This window comes from Paracoccus alkanivorans (assembly GCF_003697785.1).
Taxonomy (GTDB): domain Bacteria; phylum Pseudomonadota; class Alphaproteobacteria; order Rhodobacterales; family Rhodobacteraceae; genus Paracoccus; species Paracoccus alkanivorans.
The window spans coordinates 102,191-121,744 of the sequence record NZ_QOKZ01000008.1 but is presented as its reverse complement, the minus strand read 5'-3'; the positions used below and the strand labels follow the sequence as shown (position 1 = coordinate 121,744).

General features: G+C 63.8%; 20 protein-coding genes. 8 read left to right on the top strand and 12 right to left on the bottom strand.

What is annotated here, in order from left to right:
* Window positions 1-594, bottom strand: coding sequence for a LysE family translocator (locus tag C9E81_RS18170; RefSeq protein WP_122113810.1), 594 nt, complete (start codon window positions 592-594; stop codon window positions 1-3).
* 90 nt (window positions 595-684) lie between these two features.
* On the opposite strand from C9E81_RS18170, the gene C9E81_RS18165 reads away from it, so the two are divergent.
* Entirely contained in the window at window positions 685-1,137 is a 453-nt protein-coding gene (locus tag C9E81_RS18165; RefSeq protein ID WP_122113773.1) for an Lrp/AsnC family transcriptional regulator, read from the top strand.
* Between the two features lies 1 nt (window position 1,138).
* On the opposite strand, the gene hemF is transcribed toward C9E81_RS18165, so the two are convergent.
* Window positions 1,139-1,993, bottom strand: a complete 855-nt coding sequence (gene hemF / locus C9E81_RS18160; RefSeq protein WP_166461971.1) for an oxygen-dependent coproporphyrinogen oxidase — start codon at window positions 1,991-1,993, stop codon at window positions 1,139-1,141.
* Window positions 1,994-2,069: 76 nt separating this feature from the next.
* Here hemF and C9E81_RS18155 point away from each other — a divergent pair, with 76 nt between their 5' ends.
* On the top strand, window positions 2,070-2,489 hold the full coding sequence (locus tag C9E81_RS18155) for a hypothetical protein (RefSeq protein WP_122113771.1): 420 nt from the start codon (window positions 2,070-2,072) through the stop codon (window positions 2,487-2,489).
* A gap of 127 nt (window positions 2,490-2,616) precedes the next feature.
* Here C9E81_RS18155 and C9E81_RS18150 read toward each other — a convergent pair whose 3' ends face one another.
* From C9E81_RS18150 to C9E81_RS18125, 6 genes are all read right to left on the bottom strand, one after another.
* Window positions 2,617-3,072: a F0F1 ATP synthase subunit epsilon gene (locus C9E81_RS18150; RefSeq protein WP_122113770.1), complete on the bottom strand. Its 456-nt coding sequence runs from the start codon at window positions 3,070-3,072 to the stop codon at window positions 2,617-2,619.
* Window positions 3,073-3,081: 9 nt separating this feature from the next.
* Window positions 3,082-4,506 carry a F0F1 ATP synthase subunit beta gene (atpD, locus tag C9E81_RS18145; RefSeq protein WP_122113769.1) on the bottom strand — a complete coding sequence of 475 codons (1,425 nt, stop codon included), beginning with the start codon at window positions 4,504-4,506 and terminating at the stop codon, window positions 3,082-3,084.
* 21 nt (window positions 4,507-4,527) lie between these two features.
* A complete protein-coding gene (locus tag C9E81_RS18140) occupies window positions 4,528-5,406 on the bottom strand; it encodes a F0F1 ATP synthase subunit gamma (RefSeq protein ID WP_122113768.1) in 879 nt (292 codons plus the stop codon).
* A gap of 12 nt (window positions 5,407-5,418) precedes the next feature.
* A complete protein-coding gene (gene atpA / locus C9E81_RS18135; RefSeq protein WP_122113767.1) occupies window positions 5,419-6,954 on the bottom strand; it encodes a F0F1 ATP synthase subunit alpha in 1,536 nt (511 codons plus the stop codon).
* Window positions 6,954-7,520 (bottom strand): F0F1 ATP synthase subunit delta, encoded by a 567-nt coding sequence (locus C9E81_RS18130; protein WP_122113766.1) that lies wholly within the window; start codon window positions 7,518-7,520, stop codon window positions 6,954-6,956. The genes atpA and C9E81_RS18130 overlap by 1 nt, the downstream gene beginning before the upstream one ends.
* A gap of 343 nt (window positions 7,521-7,863) precedes the next feature.
* The gene (locus C9E81_RS18125; RefSeq protein ID WP_243698715.1) at window positions 7,864-8,682 is read right to left on the bottom strand and encodes a class I SAM-dependent methyltransferase; all 819 of its coding nucleotides are present in this window, start codon (window positions 8,680-8,682) and stop codon (window positions 7,864-7,866) included.
* A gap of 57 nt (window positions 8,683-8,739) precedes the next feature.
* On the opposite strand from C9E81_RS18125, the gene gloB reads away from it, so the two are divergent.
* Together gloB and clpA are read left to right on the top strand one after the other, a co-directional pair.
* Window positions 8,740-9,486: a hydroxyacylglutathione hydrolase gene (gloB, locus tag C9E81_RS18120; protein WP_122113765.1), complete on the top strand. Its 747-nt coding sequence runs from the start codon at window positions 8,740-8,742 to the stop codon at window positions 9,484-9,486.
* A 219-nt stretch (window positions 9,487-9,705) separates the two neighbouring features.
* Window positions 9,706-12,030: an ATP-dependent Clp protease ATP-binding subunit ClpA gene (gene clpA / locus C9E81_RS18115; protein WP_122113764.1), complete on the top strand. Its 2,325-nt coding sequence runs from the start codon at window positions 9,706-9,708 to the stop codon at window positions 12,028-12,030.
* A gap of 186 nt (window positions 12,031-12,216) precedes the next feature.
* On the opposite strand, the gene C9E81_RS18110 is transcribed toward clpA, so the two are convergent.
* Window positions 12,217-12,546, bottom strand: coding sequence for a GNAT family N-acetyltransferase (locus C9E81_RS18110; protein ID WP_122113763.1), 330 nt, complete (start codon window positions 12,544-12,546; stop codon window positions 12,217-12,219).
* Window position 12,547: 1 nt separating this feature from the next.
* Entirely contained in the window at window positions 12,548-14,065 is a 1,518-nt protein-coding gene (locus C9E81_RS18105) for a VOC family protein (RefSeq protein WP_122113762.1), read from the bottom strand.
* Between the two features lie 159 nt (window positions 14,066-14,224).
* Between C9E81_RS18105 and C9E81_RS18100 the strand changes: the two genes are divergently transcribed.
* The 4 genes from C9E81_RS18100 to C9E81_RS18085 all read left to right on the top strand — a co-directional run bounded on the left by C9E81_RS18100 (window position 14,225) and on the right by C9E81_RS18085 (window position 17,387).
* Window positions 14,225-15,160: a pirin family protein gene (locus C9E81_RS18100; protein ID WP_122113761.1), complete on the top strand. Its 936-nt coding sequence runs from the start codon at window positions 14,225-14,227 to the stop codon at window positions 15,158-15,160.
* 89 nt (window positions 15,161-15,249) lie between these two features.
* A complete protein-coding gene (locus C9E81_RS18095) occupies window positions 15,250-15,795 on the top strand; it encodes a DUF924 family protein (protein ID WP_122113760.1) in 546 nt (181 codons plus the stop codon).
* A 188-nt stretch (window positions 15,796-15,983) separates the two neighbouring features.
* On the top strand, window positions 15,984-17,018 hold the full coding sequence (locus tag C9E81_RS18090) for a histone deacetylase family protein (RefSeq protein ID WP_122113759.1): 1,035 nt from the start codon (window positions 15,984-15,986) through the stop codon (window positions 17,016-17,018).
* A gap of 21 nt (window positions 17,019-17,039) precedes the next feature.
* Window positions 17,040-17,387, top strand: coding sequence for an MliC family protein (locus C9E81_RS18085; protein ID WP_166461970.1), 348 nt, complete (start codon window positions 17,040-17,042; stop codon window positions 17,385-17,387).
* Window positions 17,388-17,446: 59 nt separating this feature from the next.
* Here the strand turns inward: C9E81_RS18085 and C9E81_RS18080 are convergent, their stop codons facing one another.
* The gene (locus tag C9E81_RS18080; protein WP_122113757.1) at window positions 17,447-18,358 is read right to left on the bottom strand and encodes a hydrogen peroxide-inducible genes activator; all 912 of its coding nucleotides are present in this window, start codon (window positions 18,356-18,358) and stop codon (window positions 17,447-17,449) included.
* An 87-nt stretch (window positions 18,359-18,445) separates the two neighbouring features.
* Entirely contained in the window at window positions 18,446-19,414 is a 969-nt protein-coding gene (locus C9E81_RS18075; protein ID WP_166461969.1) for a DUF6456 domain-containing protein, read from the bottom strand.
* Window positions 19,415-19,554: the final 140 nt, after the last annotated feature.

Sequence of the window (19,554 nt, the reverse complement as noted above, 5' to 3'; positions counted from 1 at the left end):
CTATTTCCACAGCACCGGCAGCATCGAGGCCACCAGCAGCACCGCCATGGTGATGTTGAACAGCCGCAGCCGCACCGGTGTGGTCAGAAGGCGGCGCAGCCCCTGCCCCGATATGGCCCAGATCGACACGCTGGACAGGTTGATGACCGCAAAGACCGCTCCGACGACCAGCGCCCCGCCGACCCCCGCCGCATAGGCCGACAGCGCCCCCAATGCCATTGCCCAGGCCTTGGGGTTCACCCATTGGAAGGCGGCAGCCTGCAGAAAGGTGAAGGGACGTGCCTGCTGTGTCCCGGACGCTTGTTGTGGTGGGGCGGCATTGGCGATTTTCCATGCCAGCCACAGCATATAGGCCAGGCTGATCCATTTCAGCGCGGATTCCAGCGCCGGGTTCGCGGCGATCAGCCGGTCGATCCCCAGCCCGACCAGCACGATCATCAGCGCGAAACCCCATGCAACGCCCAGCATATGCGGTATCGTCCGCCGGACCCCGAAATTTGCGCCCGAGGCCATCAGCATCATGTTGTTGGGTCCCGGCGTGGCCGAGGTCACAAAGGCAAAGCCCGCAAGGGCCAGAAGCAGATCGGTATTCATTGCATCACCCCGCTCATTGACGCAATAATAACGCGAAACAGGCGCAATTATCATGCAAAGATGGTTCCGCTAAAGGTTTATACACAATCCATGCATATCGAAGATCATATCAACGACAGGATATTGCGCGAGCTGCGCCGCGATGGCCGCCTGCCCAATACCGAACTGGCGGCGCGGGTCGGACTGTCGCCCTCTGCCTGCCTGCGCCGGGTTCAGGATCTGGAGCGACGCGGGATCATCTCGGGTTACCGGGCGATCATCAATCCGCAGGCGCGGGGCGTGGGCTTTACGGCCTATGTTACGGTCGGGTTGTCGAAACACTCGACCGGGACGCAAAAGGCATTCGAACAGCTATGCCTTGCCGCGCCCGCAGTGCGCGAATGCCATAACATCACCGGCACGGTGGAATACCTGCTTCGGGTCGAGGTCGCGGATCTGGTCGCCTATAAACAGTTTCACGCCGATGTGCTGGGCAATTTTCCGTGGATCGCTACCATGACCACCCATGTCGTGATGGACAGCCCCAAGGACGAGCGGGCCTGACCTATGGCCATTTCGCAAGCGGCGGCAGGCTCATCAGCACGGCATCGGGATTATGGCCGGTCTCGAGTCCGAATTTTGTTCCCCGGTCATAGACCAGGTTGTATTCGGCATAGAGCCCGCGATGGATCAGTTGCGCCTCCCGGTCGGCTTCGCTCCATGTCTGCGCCATGCGTTTCTCGGCCAGGGGCAGGAAGGCGGGCAGGAAAGCCTCGCCCACGGCCCGGGTAAAGGCGAAATCGGCCTCCCAGTCACCGCTGTTCAGATCGTCGTAGAAAATACCGCCGACACCGCGTGCGCGGCCGCGATGGGGAATGTAGAAGTATTCGTCCGCCCATGCCTTGAAACGCGCGTAGTAATCGGCGCCGTGAGGCATGCAGGCGGCACGAAGTGTATCATGGAAATGCGCGGTATCCTCGGGATATTCGATGCAGGGATTCAGGTCAGAGCCACCGCCGAACCACCATGCGCCCGGGGTCCAGAACATCCGGGTGTTCATGTGGACGGCGGGGGCATGAGGGTTCTGCATATGTGCCACGAGGCTGATACCGCTTGCCCAGAAACGCGGATCGGTTTCCATTCCCGGCACACCACGCGCGGCCATCGCGGATTGCGCCTTGGGTGACAGCGTGCCATGGACCTCGGACCAGTTCACGCCGACCTTCTCGAAGACGCGCCCGCCGCGCATGACCGCCATCAGTCCCCCGCCGCCGCCTTCCCCGCGCTCGGTCGGGTTGACCGTGAAGCGGCCGGCGGCGGCATCTTCCGGTCCGCGATCCTCCAGCGCCTCGAAGGCTTGCGTGATCCGCTGCTGCAATTCGCGGAACCAATCGGCGGCGCGGCGGCGTTGATCGTCCATGTGACCCTCGATAGTGAATTGTCAAACCCATGTCCGGGCGGTTAGCATTGTCTCATTCGCTGTAATGAGACCGGTCATGCCACGCAACTCCGCCCTTTTCCTGATCGCCTCCCTGCCATTCCTGCTTGCGGCCTGCGGCACACCGCAAGAGCGCTGTATCAGCAAGCATACCCGGGAATATCGCAATGTCAGCCGCCTGCTGGAAAAGGTCGAGGGCAATCTGGCACGAGGATATGCATGGGAAGAGCGGCAGGTGATACGCGACAGGCTGACGCAGTGCCGTGATTTCTATCGCGACAAGGACGGCAATGTTCATGCCACCTATACCCCGTGCTGGCGGGATTACGTGGATACCGAGCGTTACCGGGTGCCCATCGATCCCGCAGCCGAATCCCGCAAGCGCGACGGTCTTGCCGCGCGCAAGGCCGAGCTGGCCGATCAGGCGAAGGCCTATGTCCAGGCTTGCAAGAAGGCCTTTCCCGAAGAGGAAGGCTGAAATTCCACGGCATTCCGGGTTTCCTTAAGGCACCGGAAAAGCACAGGCACGTTACGGTTCACGCAAAAGCCCCGGCACTTGGCCGGGGCTATGGAAACACTGCTGCCAAAGCGCGTTCGGACAGGAATCAATCAGGCACAGAGGCCTGATTGGGATCCAGTCCGATATGGGTGCCCAGGGCCTCCATATCCGCCAGCAGCTTGATAGCGGCGGTGACGAATTCTTCGCCGGCCGAATGGGTTTCGGCCTTCTTCTCGGCAGCCTTCTTCTTGCGAAGCGCCTCGGTCATCATCTCGTTGAAGATCTCCTGGGTGATCTCTTCACGGGGATGTCCGCGCTCGGCCAGAAGGCTGACGGATTCGCCATTGATCTCGGCAAATCCGCCGGTCACGGCGAATTCGCTGCTGGCACCATCATCGGCGACCACGGTCACAAGGCCGGGGCGCAAGGTGACGATGACGGGCGCGTGGCCGGGCATGGCGGTCAGATCGCCCTCGGTGCCCGGCAGGCGCACCTCGCGCACCGGGACGGAAATCAGCTTCCGCTCCGGCGAGACGAGGTCGAACTGCATGCTATCGGCCATTTTGCCTCCTTAAGCGGCTTCGGCCGCGAGACGCTCGGCCTTGGCCTTCACCTCTTCGATATCGCCGACCATGTAGAAGGCCGCCTCGGGCAGATGATCATATTCACCGGCAACCACGGCCTTGAAGGAGGCGATGGTTTTCTCCAGCGGCACCTGAACACCGTCGGAACCGGTAAAGACCTTCGCCACGTCGAAAGGCTGCGAAAGGAAACGCTGGATCTTCCGGGCGCGGGCCACGGTCAGCTTGTCCTCTTCCGACAGTTCGTCCATGCCGAGAATGGCGATGATGTCCTGCAGCGACTTGTATTTCTGCAGGATCCCCTGAACGTCGCGGGCCACCTGGTAATGCTCTTCGCCGACGACGGCCGGGTCGAGAATACGCGAGGACGAGTCCAGCGGGTCAACGGCCGGGTAGATGCCAAGCTCCGAGATCGCGCGCGACAGCGTGGTCGTGGCGTCCAGGTGGGCGAATGTCGTGGCCGGGGCCGGGTCGGTCAGGTCGTCGGCAGGCACGTAGACGGCCTGGATCGAGGTGATCGAGCCCTGCTTGGTCGAGGTGATGCGTTCCTGCATCGCACCCATGTCGGTGGCCAGCGTCGGCTGATAGCCCACCGCCGAAGGAATGCGGCCCAGAAGCGCCGACACCTCGGAACCCGCCTGCGTGAAGCGGAAGATGTTGTCGACGAAGAACAGAACATCGGTTCCCGAAGTGTCGCGGAACTGTTCGGCCAGGGTCAGGCCGGTCAGGGCGACGCGCATGCGGGCTCCCGGAGGCTCGTTCATCTGGCCGTAAACCAGGGCCACCTGCGACTCGGGCAGGTTGTCCGGCTTGATGACGCCCGACTCGACCATCTCGTGGTAAAGGTCGTTGCCCTCGCGGGTCCGTTCGCCGACACCGGCGAAAACCGAGTAACCCGAGTGCACCTTGGCGATGTTGTTGATCAGTTCCATGATCAGAACGGTCTTGCCAACGCCGGCGCCGCCGAACAGGCCGATCTTGCCGCCCTTGGAATAAGGCGCGAGCAGGTCGATGACCTTGATGCCGGTGACCAGGATTTCCGAGCTGGTCGCCTGCGCGGCAAAATCAGGCGCGGGCTGGTGGATGGCGCGGGTCTCGGCGGCGCTGATCGGACCGCCCTCGTCCACGGGCTCGCCCACGACATTGATGATCCGGCCCAGGGTCGCGTCGCCCACCGGAACCGAGATCGGGCCGCCAGTGTCGCTGACCGGCTCGCCGCGGACCAGCCCTTCGGTCGAGTCCATGGCGATAGCGCGGACGGTGTTTTCGCCCAGATGCTGCGCCACTTCCAGGATCAGTTTCTTGCCATTATTCTCGGTCACCAGCGCGTTCAGGATCGCCGGCAGTTGGTCTTCGAACTGCACGTCCACGACGGCGCCGATGACCTGGGTAATTTTTCCGTTGGCCTCAGCCATATTATCACCTCTGCGTTACGGTCAGAGCGCCTCTGCGCCCGAAATGATTTCGATGAGTTCCTTGGTGATCGCAGCCTGGCGCGAGCGGTTATACTCGGTTGTCAGGCGGTCGATCATGTCGCCGGCATTGCGCGTGGCATTGTCCATGGCGCTCATCCGCGCGCCCTGCTCGGACGCCGCGTTCTCCAGAAGCGCCGCAAAGATCTGCGTCGCCACCGAGCGCGGCAGGAGTTCGGCCAGAATGGCCTCTTCCTCGGGCTCGTAATCGTAAAGCGCCGATGCCTCGGCCACGTCCTCGCCTTCGGGCGGTTCGGCCGGAATGATCTGGCGGGCGGTCGGCACCTGGCTGATCACCGATTCGAACCGGTTGTAGAAGATCGTGGCGACATCGAATTCGCCGCTTTCGAACCGGTCCAGAACCTCGTCGGCGATGCCGCGGGCATTTTCGTAGCCGACGCGCTTGACCTCGGACAGGTCGACGTGATGAACGATCCGGTCGCCATATTCACGCTTGAGCTGTTCGCGGCCCTTCTTGCCGACAGTCAGGATGGTGACATCCTTGCCCTGCCCGCGCAGGTTTTCCGCATGCGTCCGGGCCAGCTTGACGATCGAGCTGTTGAAGCCGCCGGCAAGACCGCGCTCGGCGGTCATCACGACCAGCAGATGCCGCTGGTCGCTGCCGGTGCCCGACAGCAACCGGGGCGCGTTTTCCGATCCCGCCGAATTTGCCGTCAGGCCGGCCATGACGGCGGCCATCCGGTCGGCATAGGGACGGGCGGCTTCGGCAGCGTCCTGCGCGCGGCGAAGTTTCGCCGCGGCGACCATCTGCATCGCCTTGGTGATCTTCCGCGTGTTCTTGACGCTTTCGATCCGGGTTTTGAGATCCTTGAGGCTGGGCATCTATTCCCCCTCTCAGGCGCGGGTCTTGTTGTATTCGTCCAGCGCCGCCTTGATCGCATCCTCGAGATCACCGGCAACCTTGCGGTCATTCGTGGTGATATCGTCCAGCAGGGCTTTCTTCTGGTTCCGCAGGAACTGGATCAGCCCCTCTTCCCAGGCCACGACCTCGCGCACGGGCACGTTGTCGACATAGCCCTTGGTGCCGGCATAGATCACGATGACGATCTCGGCATTGGTCAGCGGGCGATATTGCGGCTGCTTCATCAGTTCGGTCAGGCGCGCACCACGGTTCAGCAGGCGCTGCGTCGCGGCGTCGAGGTCGGAACCGAACTGCGCGAAAGCCGCCATCTCGCGATACTGGGCCAGTTCCAGCTTGACCGGACCGGCGACCGATTTCATCGCCTTGGTCTGGGCCGAGGAGCCGACGCGGGACACCGACAGACCGGTGTTCACGGCCGGGCGGACCCCCTGGAAGAACAGATCGGTTTCAAGGAAGATCTGGCCATCGGTGATCGAGATCACGTTGGTCGGGATATAGGCCGACACGTCGCCAGCCTGCGTTTCGATGATCGGCAGGGCGGTCAGCGAACCGGAGCCATGCTCCTCGTTCAGCTTGGCCGAACGCTCCAGCAACCGGCTGTGCAGGTAGAAAACGTCGCCCGGGAAGGCTTCGCGTCCGGGCGGGCGGCGCAGCAGCAGCGACATCTGGCGATAGGCGACAGCCTGCTTGGACAGGTCGTCATAGATGATCAGCGCATCCATGCCGTTGTCGCGGAAATATTCGCCGATCGCGGTGCCCGAATAGGGGGCAAGGAACTGCATCGGCGCGGGGTCCGAAGCGGTCGCGGCGACGACGGTGGTATAGGCCATCGCGCCGGTCTCTTCCAGTTTCTGGACAAGCTGGGCAACGGTCGAACGCTTCTGGCCGACGGCCACATAGACGCAATGCAGCGTCTTCATACCTTCGGCTTCGCGGCCATTATAGCTAAGCTGGTTCAGGATGGTGTCCAGCGCGATGGCGGTCTTGCCGGTCTGGCGGTCGCCGATGATCAGCTCGCGCTGGCCGCGGCCAATCGGGATCATCGCGTCAACCGATTTCAGGCCGGTCGCCATCGGCTCGTGCACCGATTTGCGCGGCATGATGCCCGGTGCCTTGACGTCTGCCACGCTGCGGGCCTCGGCCTCGATCGGACCCTTGCCATCGATTGGATTGCCAAGCCCGTCAACGACGCGGCCAAGCAGGGCCTTGCCCACCGGGACGTCCACGATCGAGCGGGTGCGCTTGACGGTGTCGCCTTCCTTGATCGAACGGTCGTCGCCGAAGATCACGATACCGACATTGTCGGTCTCCAGGTTCAGCACCATGCCCCGGATACCGCCGGGGAACTCGACCATCTCGCCGGCCTGCACTTTGTCGAGGCCATAGACACGGGCGATACCGTCACCGACCGACAGCACTTGCCCGACCTCGGCCACCTCGGCCTCTTGTCCGAAATTCTTGATCTGATCCTTGAGGATCGCCGAAATCTCGGCTGCCTGGATTCCCATTATCCGACCTCTTTCATAGCATTCTGCAGGGAGGCGAGCTTCGAGCGGACCGAACTGTCGATCATCTGCGAGCCCAGCTTGACAATCATACCGCCGATGAGCCCCTCATCCACGCGGGTATTCAATTTGACCTTTTTGCCCGATTTATCGGCGAGCGTCTGCGTCAGGCGCTGCTGCTGTTCGTCGGACAGGGCAATGGCGCTGGTCACATCGGCCGTCACCTCGCCGCGCGCTTCCGCGATCAGGTCGCGCAGGCGTCCGATCAGTTGCGGCAGCACGAAAAGGCGGCGGTTGCGCGCCATCAGTTGCAATGTGTTCGACAGCACCTCCGACAATCCCATCTTCGCGGCCAGAGCGGAAATGGCCCCGCCCTGCTGCTGCCGGGAATAAAGCGGAGAGGCGATCAGGTCGCGCAGATCGGCGCTCTCGTCCAGCGCGTTCTGCAGCTCATCGGTCTGGCGGGCCAGGTCATCCAGCCCCCCTTCTTCTTTCACGATGTCGAAGACGGCCTGCGCATAGCGCCCGGCGATGCTCTGGGACATGGAAACAGAGTTGGCCACGGTCATCCTTTACGTTTGCGCAGCCCCGCTGGCGGGCCGGATCTTCGTCCGGTCTGTCGCGGGGGTGCGGGTCGCGGTCGCACGGCTTTTGGAGGGCCGTCCGTAAAATCTGCGCAGTCTCTAGCAGGTCGTTTACCGACCGGCAACCACTTAGCACACGTAAAAGAGAGCCTTTGCGGCCGGGGATGTTCCACCCTTGGCGGGATAGCCCTTCCGGCAGGCGGCAACCCGCCTCCGGGGGTGCGACAGGCTGTCGCAGGGAGAGCCGTGCGCGATCCGAACTGCACCTTGTCAGGACGCGTGACGGATGTGATTCCCCTTCCTTCGGTGCCGCCGCGATTCCACGGTTTCAACCGTTTGATCCTATCGGCTCCCCGCGGGCATAGGGAGAAACGATGATCCGCCCTCTTGCGGTGGGCGATCTGACCGGGCGCGGCCGGGCTACCCCATCCAGGATATCCAGCGGGCTGGGCACGTGAACCTTGACGCCCGGGCCGATCATCCCCTTGCTCTGCTTGCTGACCTCGATCAAAACCACCCCCGCGATCAGGACGCGGCTGATCCGTGCCCCGGTCCGCTCCCACATCTGGGCGCTGCGCAGCCAGAAACGCCGATCCGATGGCGGAATATAAACCGCCGATCCATGCCATTCCGTCACGAACCCGGCTTTCAGCGTCTGCCCTTCCAACTGCCCGGCAGTATAGCTGCGCCCAAGGCCGAATGGCGTGCGCTCGGAAGCCGCCCACAGCCCCGCCCGGTTCGGCACCATCACGATCATCCGTCCGCCGGGGCCAAGTGCGCGCCAGGCCTCTGTCATCAGGGCCGCGGGATGATCGCTGGTCTCAAGCCCGTGCAGCACCACAAGGCGATCTATGCTGCCTGTCTCGATCGGCCAGGCGGTTTCGTCGCACAGGACGCTGTGATTGGGCAGCCCCGCCGGCCAGCCCATCACGCCCTGCGGCCCCGGCATCAGGGCAGTGACCCGGCGCGCGGTCTCCAGATAGGGCCGCAGCATGGGCGCCGCAAAGCCGAATCCCGCCACGTTCATGCCCTTGCAGCTGCCGGGCCGCCAGCGCCCGGTCAGCCGGTCACGCAGGATTCGCTGCACCACGCGGCCCAGTGCCCGCTGGTAATAGAAACGCCGCAGATCCTCGATATCGTGGTGCATTGCGTCCCGGCCATGCTTTTGTCAGATTCAACACATCATATGGGGAAGGATTTGCCAATGCCGCTGGAACTGATCACCATCCGCTGCCTCAGGGACAACTACGCCTATCTTCTTCATGGCGAGACGGGCACGGCGCTGGTCGATGCCCCCGAGGCCGCGCCGATCCTGTCCGAACTGGATCGCAGGGGCTGGGGGCTGGACATGATCCTGCTGACCCACCATCACGGAGACCATATAGACGGCGTGCCCGAAATCGTGGCCCGGACCGGTGCGCAGGTAGCGGGAGCGGCGGCGGATGCGCACCGGCTGCCGCCTCTCGACGCCCGCGTCGCGCCGGGCCAGCCGTTCGAAGTGCTGGGCGAAGCCGTCGATGTCATCGACGTATCGGGCCACACGGTCGGGCATGTCGCCTTCCATTTCCCGAAATCGGGCTATGCCTTTACCGCCGACAGCCTGATGGCGATGGGCTGCGGGCGGCTGTTCGAAGGCGATGCCGCAATGATGTGGGACAGCCTGACGCGGCTGAACGCCCTGCCCGGCGAAACGCTGATCTGCTCGGGCCATGACTATTGCGCGACCAATGGCGCCTTCGCCCTTTCGGTCGATCCCGACAATGACGCGCTGCGGGAAAGACTGGCCGGGACCGAGGCGGACCGCCTGCCCTGCTCGCCTGCCACACTGGCCGAGGAAAGGGCGACGAATCCCTTTCTGCGTGTCAAGGAACTGCGTAAAAATTTGGACATGGAGGATGCCCCCGATGTCGAGGTTTTCGCGCGGCTGCGCAGCATGAAGGACAATTTCTGACGGCTTTTCAACAGGGCTTGCGGAAATACGATGCCGGATCGGGGATCTTGAAAACCACACGGGGCGACATCACATTTGCCTCAGCCGTGGCAAAAAACCCGGACAAATTTAAAAAACAGCTTGAAGCCGGGCCGATTCCACCAAATCTTAAAACTACCATGACAGTCTGGGCAGGTGGGCACGTCGCCCATACCGCCAGCCGACTGACAGGAGACGACCGTGCCAAGTTTCTCGACTTCCCTGGAACAGGCCATTCACCAGGCGCTTGCGCTGGCGAACGAACATCGACATGAACTGGCCACGCTGGAACATCTGCTTCTGGCGCTGACCGAGGAACCGGACGCCGTCAAGGTGATGCGCGCCTGCAATGTCGATCTGGACGAATTGCGCAAGCTGCTGGTCGATTTCATCGAGGATGACCTGTCCACCCTGATCACCGATGTCGAAGGGTCAGAGGCCGTGCCGACCGCCGCCTTCCAGCGGGTGATCCAGCGCGCCGCCATCCATGTCCAAAGCTCGGGCCGGCAAGAAGTGACCGGCGCCAATGTGCTGGTCGCGATTTTCGCCGAGCGGGAATCGAACGCGGCCTTCTTCCTGCAGGAAATGGACATGACCCGCTATGACGCGGTGAATTTCATCGCCCATGGCGTGGCCAAGAACCCGACCTTCAGCGAACCGCGCAAGGTGCTGGGCTCGGACGAACCCGAGGAGGCAAAACAGGCCGAACCGGTGCAGGAGGCCAAGGAGGAAACCGCGCTTGCCAAATATTGCGTCGATCTGAACGCGAAATCGGAAAAGGGCGATGTCGACCCCCTGATCGGCCGCGAGGACGAGGTCGAGCGTTGCATCCAGGTGCTCTGCCGGCGCCGCAAGAACAACCCGCTGCTGGTCGGCGATCCGGGTGTTGGCAAGACCGCCATCGCCGAGGGACTGGCCAAGAAGATCGTCGAGGGCGAAACGCCGGAGGTGCTGTCGGGCGCCACGATCTTTTCGCTCGACATGGGCGCATTGCTGGCCGGCACCCGCTATCGCGGCGATTTCGAGGAACGGCTGAAGGCCGTCGTCAAGGAGCTTGAGGGCCATGAAGACGCGATCCTGTTCATCGACGAGATCCATACAGTGATCGGTGCGGGCGCGACCTCAGGCGGGGCGATGGATGCCTCGAACCTGCTGAAACCCGCGCTTGCGGGCGGCAAGCTGCGCTGCATGGGGTCGACCACCTACAAGGAATATCGCCAGCATTTCGAAAAGGACCGCGCGCTTAGCCGCCGGTTCCAGAAGATCGACGTGAACGAGCCCACCGTGCCCGATTCGATCAAGATCCTGATGGGACTCAAGCCGCATTTCGAAAAGCACCACGAGCTGCGCTATACCAATGACGCGATCAAGTCGGCGGTCGAGCTGGCCTCGCGCTATATCAACGACCGCAAGCTGCCCGACAGCGCCATCGACGTGATCGACGAGGCCGGGGCGGCGCAACACCTGGTCGCGGAAAGCAAGCGCCGCAAGACCATCTCCCCCAAGGAGATCGAGGCTGTGGTGGCCAAGATCGCCCGCATTCCGCCCAAAAATGTCAGCAAGGACGATGCCGAGGTGCTGCGCGACCTGAACAACACGCTCAAGCGCGTCGTATTCGGGCAGGATTCGGCGATCGAGGCGCTGTCATCGGCGATCAAGCTGGCACGGGCCGGGCTGCGGGAACCCGAAAAACCCATCGGCAACTACCTGTTCGCCGGCCCCACAGGCGTCGGCAAGACCGAGGTGGCCAAGCAGCTGGCCTCGACGCTCGGGGTGGAACTGCTGCGCTTCGACATGTCGGAATACATGGAGAAGCACGCCGTCAGCCGCCTGATCGGCGCGCCTCCGGGCTATGTCGGTTTCGACCAGGGCGGGCTGTTGACCGATGGCGTGGACCAGCACCCGCATTGCGTGCTGCTGCTCGACGAGATCGAGAAGGCGCATCCCGATGTCTACAACATCCTGCTGCAGGTGATGGATCACGGCAAGCTGACCGACCATAACGGGCGGCAGGTGGATTTCCGCAACGTGATCCTGATCATGACCTCGAATGCCGGGGCCGCCGATCAGGCCAGGGCCGCCATCGGCTTTGCCCGCGACCGCCGCGAGGGAGAGGACACCGCCGCGATCGAGCGGACCTTCACGCCCGAGTTCCGCAACCGGCTGGACGCGATCATCAGCTTTGCGCCGCTGTCGCGCGAGGTTGTCGTGCATGTGGTCGAGAAATTCGTGCTGCAGCTCGAGGCGCAGCTGATGGACCGCAACGTCCATATCGAACTGACCCCGGAAGCCGCCAACTGGCTGGCCGAAAAGGGTTACGACGACATGATGGGCGCGCGTCCCCTTGCCCGCATCATCCAGGAGCATATCAAGAAGCCCCTGGCGGAAGAGTTGCTGTTCGGCAGGTTGCAGAAAGGCGGCGTTGTCCGGGTGATGATCGAGGACGACAAGCCCGTTTTCGACATTACCGGCCCCGACGCCCCGCGTATCGGAAAGTCGAAGACCCCGCTTTTGACGGCCGACTGAAGTTCTTGGCCGGCAATGATCAGCAAGTTACCCGCCCTGTCGCCTGCAGGGCGGGTTTTCTCGTTGCGCAGCATCGGCCACGAATATCACGAGACTCGGGCAAAGGCGTGACATCACCGCTCGGCGCCCGCGATTTCGCTCGCCTCCGCAGAGCGCCGGCACAACCGGCGCCGCGCCCTTCCTTGCCTACCCCGGCAATTTCGGTTTTTCGCCCGGCGCGGTCGTGAAAACATCCGACCAATCGGGATGCCTGGCATATTGGGCCTGCACATAGGGGCAGAGCGGAATGATGGTGAAGCCGTTCGTGCGGGCATCCTCGACCATGTGCCGGACCAGCGCGCCCGCCGCGCCGGTGCCGCGCAACTCCTCGGGCGCGCCGGTGTGATCGGCGCTGATCCGGTCCCCGGCCCGGCGGGTAAAGGTCAGCTCGGCCTCGGCGTCGATACCCGCAACGCGCGCCACATAGCGGCCGTGACGGCTGTCGGTTTCCTCCCTGGTGACGGTGATCCCGGTCATCTCATACTCCTTTCAGCCAGTCCTGCGCGGCGTCCAGATCGGCCTGCGCCAGTTCATGCCCGGCCGGAATGGTCCGGGCGTCCAGATCGGCGCCATTGGTCCGCAGCCAATCGTTCAGACGCGGGGCATGGGAGCCGTAGGGATCCCGCGCGCCTGACAGTGTCAGCACCCTTGTGCCGGTCAGATCGGGGCTCGGCAAGTCATCAAGCACCGCCATGGGCCGGATCAGGACCGCCCGTTTCAGCAATCCCGGATAAAGCCCCATCACCGCCCCCGCGAAATTCGCGCCGTTGGAATAGCCCAGCACGGTCACGCGTGCGGGGTCCAGATCATAGGCGGCAACCGCCCCGCTCATGAAAGCATCGAAGGCGGCCGCCTCGGCGCGGATATCCTCCTGGTCGAAGCTGGTCATCGACATGCGGCGGAAGAAGCGCGTGACGCCTTCTTCGTTGGACCGCCCACGCAGGCCAAGCAGGGTCGCGTTCGGGTTCAGATGATGGGCCAGCGGCATCAGGTCGGCCTCGTTCCCGCCGGTGCCGTGCAACAGCAGCAGGGTCGAACCATCGGGATGGTCGGGCCGGTGGATGCGGTGGGTGAAGGGAAGATCTCTCATCGGAATCCTTTCCTCGCCCGGACGGGCGAATTGCGGCAGCGACACGCGCAGATCATCGGCGCGGTCGGCGAAATGCGGCGGGATCATCAGGGTCTCGCCCAGATGGCCGGGGGCCTCGTCGATGCCCATGCCGGGGCCGTCCGTGGCCAGTTCGATCAGGGTTTCCCCCGGCTCGCGGATATAGAGCGAGGTGAAATACTTGCGGTCATGGACCGTCACCTCGCCGCTGTTCAGGCCCGACAACCCGGCGCGATGGGCCTCGATGGCTGTCACATCCGGCATCCGCAGCGCGACATGATCGATCACGCCCGTGCCGGGAATGCCCGCCACGAAGCCCGAGGCATCGCGGATATCCAGCGCGTCGCTGTCCGATACCAGCCGCGTCACGCCGCCTTCGGCCAACCCGGCGCGATAGCCGAAACGGGTCAGGAAAGCGGCGGTCTGTTCCGGCAGTTCGGACCAGATCGTGACGGCGCGCAGCCCATGCGGCGCGGCAGGCCAGCCGGTATCGGGAACATCCGCGCCGACAAGCTTGACGATGATCCCGTCGGGATCCTTCAGGCGCAGCACCGGCTCGCCGAACTCCCGCGACGGCCCCTCGATCCGCAACTGGCGTTGCATGGCGCGGGTCAGCCAGTCGCCGATCCGGGCGCGGGGAATGGCCAGCGCGATCTCGGCCACCTGTCCGTGACCCACGCGGCCGGGCGCGCCGTCCTGCCAGACAAGAAAGCTGACCAGCGTCCCGGGATCGGCGGTGGCATTGCCGTAGAACAGGTGAAGCTGCTCGGCATCTTCGAAACCCGCGCTCTGCTTGACCAATGAAAGCCTCAAAAAGTCCATCCAGAAATCGACATTCGCCTGCACATCGCGGGTAATGGCCGTCACATGATGGATTCCGCTGGTCATGGCATGGCTCCTTGTTGTCTGGTGATGAAGATGCGGCACCCGCCCGCAGGGCACCAGCAAGGATTTGCCCAACCCCGTGTTCGTGTATCCCGAACACCTCTTGGCTTGGCGGTTCGATGGAATCGGACCATTCTGTGATTCAGCCAAAGGAGGATCGCCATGAGCTGGAACCCCGCACTCACCCCCGGTTGCCCCGACGAGATCGGCCCGGATGCCATCGAGACGCTGATCATCCCCCGCGCACGCGACCTCGGCGATTTCGAGGTCCGCCGCGCCCTGCCCGCGCCAAGGCGGCAGATGGTCGGCCCGTTCATCTTCTTCGACCAGGCCGGCCCTGCCGAGTTCCTGACCGGGCAAGGCGTCGATGTGCGCCCGCATCCGCATATCGGGCTGGGCACCGTCACCTATCTTTATCGCGGCGACTTCCATCACCGCGACAGCGTCGGCAGCGATCAGATCATCCGGCCCGGGGAACTGAACTGGATGGTCGCGGGCAAGGGGGTGACGCATTCCGAACGCACCTCGGCCGAGGCGCGTCAGGGGCCGAACAGCCTGTTCGGCATCCAGACCTGGATCGCCCTGCCCGAAGGCCACGAGGATATCCCCCCGGCATTCGAACATCACGGCAAGAATGCCCTGCCCGAGATCCGCGACCAGGGCGTCGAAGCCCGCCTGATCCTTGGCCGCGCCTATGGCGAGACCGCGCCCGCGACGCTCTATTCCGACACGTTCTACCTGGATGTGACACTTGCGGCACGGGCCCGTTTCCCGCTGCCCACCGATCACGAGGATCGCGGGGTCTACATCACCGAGGGCTCGATCCGCATCGCCGGGCAGGAATACGAGGCCGGGCAGATGATGGTCTTCCGCCCCGGCGACGAGATCACCGTATCGGCCGGGGATCGCGGCGCAAGGCTGATGGCGCTTGGAGGCGAGACGCTGAACGGTCCCCGCTATATCTGGTGGAATTTCGTCGCCTCCTCGAAGGAAAGGATCGAAGAGGCGAAACGCGAATGGCAGGCGCAGCAATGGGGACAGGGGCTGTTCGACCTGCCGGTGGACGACCGGGATGAATTCATCCCGCTGCCGGGCTGAACCCCGTCCCCCGCCGCGACGACGGCTTTCGGGGCATCGCGATCCGCAATAGGTTCGCCTCCGGTAACGCAACCCGCAAAGGACATGACATGACCCTCAAGACCCCGCAGGATATCCACGATTTCTGGTTCTCGGAAGACATGCGCCCCTTTTGGTTCCAGAAGTCCGAAGAGATCGACCGACAGATCATCCAGCTTTTCGGCGCCACATACGAGGCCGCCCATGCCGGCCGGCTGGATCACTGGGGCGGCAACGCGCGGGATGCGCTCTCGCTGGTCATCGCGCTGGACCAGTTCCCGCGCAACATGTTCCGCGGCTCGCCCCGGTCCTTCGAAAGCAACGATCTCGCACTGACCCATGCCCGCGCCGCCCTGGATCGCGGCTTCGATCAGGAACTGGACGAGACCGCCCGGCAATTTTTCTACCTGCCCTTCATGCATAGCGAGGAACTCGCCGATCAGGAGCGTTCCGTGAAACTCTACGAGGCCCTTGGCAACGCCCATTCCCTGCATTTCGCCCGCGAGCATCGCGACATCGTTGCCCGCTTCGGTCGCTTTCCGCATCGCAACGCGGTGCTGGGGCGCGAGAACACCAAAGAGGAAACCGAGTTCCTGAAAACCCATAAAGGCTTCTGACGGGTGCCGATTGCGGGCTCCTTCCGATTCCTCCAGCTTATTGGACAGACGGTTCCCGGCTTCTTCTTTGTCCAAATACCTCGGGGGTTCGGGGGCTGGCCCCCGATCAAGGCAGGACCGTGCCGCACCGGCTTCCACCCGATCCCGAAACCCCCTAGTCTCGCCAGCGCGCAACGACAGGAGAACCGATGTCCGCCCTACCCTGCTTTTACGCTCCCGAGACCAAGGCCCATGATCCGCGCTTCTGGATATTGCGCGGTGTGCCTGCGCCCAACAAGGAATTGCCGGAACGCGCCGACCGCCTGCTGGCAGGGCTGGCAAGGCTTGGGCTGACGACCGAAAACCCGCACGAAGCCGACCGCGAGGCGATGCGGGCGATCCATACGCCGGAATATCTGGATTTTCTGGAAAACTGCTGGGAGCAATGGCAGTCCTTCCCCGGTGCGGGGGCCGAGGTCGTCGCCAACCTGCATCCGCAGAAGGCCACGCAAACCTATCCCGAAAGCATCGTCGGACGCGCGGGCTGGCATATGGCCGATACCGCCTGCCCGGTCGGGCGCGACACCTGGCAGGCCGCGTTGCGCGGGGTCGATACGGCATTGGCGGCGGTCGGCGCGGTGACGGATGGCGCCCGGGCGGCCTATGCGCTTTGCCGTCCGCCGGGGCATCATGCGGATGCGGATACCGCGGCGGGCCATTGTTTCCTCAACAATTCCGCGATCGCCGCGCAGGCCCTGCGCGGAAGACATGAACGGGTGGCGATCCTCGATATCGACGTGCATCATGGCAATGGCACGCAAGAGATTTTCTACGAACGCGCCGATGTGCTGACCGTGTCGATCCATGCCTCGCCCGAGGCCTTCTATCCCTTCTATGTCGGCTACGCGCATGAAACCGGGCGCGGCGCGGGCGAAGGCTTCAACTTGAACCTGCCGCTGCCACAGGGGCAAGGGGACGAGGATTGGCTGGCCGCCATAGCTGCCGCGCTCGAACGGATCGGTGAATTCGATCCCGGCGCGCTGGTGCTGGCCCTGGGGCTGGACGCCCATGAGAACGACCCGCTGCGCGGGCTGTCGGTGACGACCGGATGTTTCGGGCGCGCCGCCGGCCTGATCGCCGCAGCAGGTCTGCCCACTGTCATGGTGCAGGAGGGCGGCTATCTCTCGGATGATCTGACCCATAACATCCATGCCTTCCTGGGCGGCTGGATCGCGGCAGTATAGGCATTTTCCAAGGAGACCATGATGGTGAAATTTCTTGCCGGAACCGCGCTATCGCTGATTGCGCTGCCCCTTTGGGCGGAGCCGACGCTGTCGATCCCGCTGCCCCTGACCGAGGAGATCAGCGTCCTGCCAACGGAATATACCTGCGCCGATGGTGAAGTCCTCAAGGTGAAATATGTCAATGCAGGGGACAACCGCCTTGCGATCCTGCCCATCGACGGGACTGAGCGAATCTTCGTGAACGTGATCTCTGCCTCCGGCGCGCGCTATGTGGCGGGTGAATACGAGTGGTGGAGCAAGGGCGATACCGCCAGCTTCACCAACCAGTTGGAGGATCAATCCGTGCAGGAATGCCAATCCCGGGAATAGGCCCGCCGCCGCGCTGCTATCCATCTACCCGGATCATGCCGGGGGGCGCATCGGATGCGTCAGCCGGAAAGCAATCCCTGTCCCGCGCGCCGCAAGGTGTCGGCCAGCTCATCGAACCAGCCATCGGCCGGAGTCGAGGCGCGGCGCATCAGCAGGACCTGCCGCGCGGGCTGTGGGTCGGGAAAACGGATCGCGGCCAGCCCCGGTGCCGCTGCCATTTCCTGCTTGCGGGCGATTTCCGGCAGGAAGGTCAACCCCATCCCCTGCGCCGCCAACCGGCACAACGTGGAGAGCGAGGCCGCGCCCAGGTCCAGCCGCCCGCCCCGGCGGGAAAGCCCGCAGACCTCCAGCGCCTGGTCCCCCAGGCAATGCCCTTCGTCCAGCAGCAAAAGCTGCGCGGGATCCAGGGATTGCGGGCGCAGCTCATCGGCGCGGTCGGCAAAGCGGGCGATGCGCCCGGAACTGCCCGCCAGCAGGAAGTGATCGGTGAACAGCGTCACGGCAATCATGCCGTCATCCTCGGGCGGGGTCGCCACGACAGCGGCATCCAGACGGCCGGATTCCAGTTCGTTCAGCAGCCGCTCGGTCATGGCCTCGCGCAGATGCATGTCGCGGCCGATATCACTGGCCCGCAGCTCCGGCAGCGCTTCGGGCAGCAGATAGGGCGCGACGGTCGGGATCATTCCAAGGCGCAACCTCCCGCCCTGCCCCGGCTGACGCAATCCCTGCTCCAGCCCCGACATCGCCGCCAGCACTTTTCGGGCATGCTCGGCCAGCGCCCGCCCGCGCGGAGTCAGCACGATGCCGGTCGATGTCCGTTCCACCAGCTGCCCGCCGGCCACGTCCTCGAGCGCGCGGATCTGCATTGACAGGGCGGGTTGGGTCACGTGAATCGTCTCGGCCGCACGGGTGAAATGCCCCTGCTCGGCCAGAGCCAGAAAATAGCGCAACTGTCGCAAGGTAATATTCATAAGGCTTTCTGATTGATGTCTGCCCATCTTTGAATTTCAACTTATCCAGCATTTGCCTTGTGATCAATCCATCAGCAGCAGAAGCCATCACCCGATCAATGGTGCGCCGGTGCCATAGCGTTCCTCGAAATGCCGTTCGAGCCGCATCAGGGCCAGCCGCAGCACGATCTTGCCCGAGCGGGCCGACCACCCCAAGCGCCGTTCGGTCATCTCTATCCCTTCCAGAAAACAGCAGACGCGCAGTGCGACATCGCCCAATCCCGGCCCCAGATCGCGCAGCGCGGCCGCCACCCGCTCGCGCGCCGAGGATGACCCTCCGCCAAAGGACCGGCGATCCACATCGATCCCGGCCGTCAGGAAGCCTTCCCAGTTCTGGGTGACGCGCGGCCCCATCTGGGCCAGTTCGAAATCCTCGCGCAGACGTTCCCCGGCAGCGACCATGCCGGGGGTCAGAAAGGGCTTGCCATTCGCATCGCGCCGACGCGCCAGAACCAGCAGCGGGCTTTCGGCAAGGTTCACCCGGACCCGGCGACGGCGGCCATCCTCGGGATCCTCGACGACGCGCTCTTCCCAATGCCGGTGCTTTTCCGCATGCTCCTCCTCTGCTTGTCCTCCGGATTTCAGCATCCGCCGCAGCGCCTCGCGCCCCGCGGGAACCAGGACGTAACGCTGGATGCGCCCGCCCTGCCCCGATTGCGCCACCCATCCGCGCAGCGCCATGGCCTCGGCCATGCTGCGCTCCAGAACCGCGGTGCGGATATCTTCGCGGGTGACAATGGCCTTTTCCATCCCCGCGGCCGTGACCATCATGGCGCCCGGTTCCGCCAATCTGCGCAGCACTTGCCTGAACTGCCGCCCATCATGTCCGGGACCGGAGGTTTCCGCCCCGGCAGACAGCGCGGCATCAACAAGAGGATCGTCGCGCCGCTCTTCGAAGCGACGGATGCGCCGCATCACAGTCGAGGCGTGGCAACCCAACTCGCGCGCCAATGCCCGTATCGGAACGCCTTCCCTGACGTGACGCAGGTAGAGCGCCACATCGTCAGGCCCCTTCATCGCCGCTTTGCTTTCTTGTCCTTGCGGTTCACTGGTTCCGTGCGACGCCGGAAAACCCTGTTTCTGGATCATCATGTTGCCTCTCTCGCTTTTCGCGGGCGAAATCGAACCGAAATCCCGCGCTGGAAATTGCCCGGCGG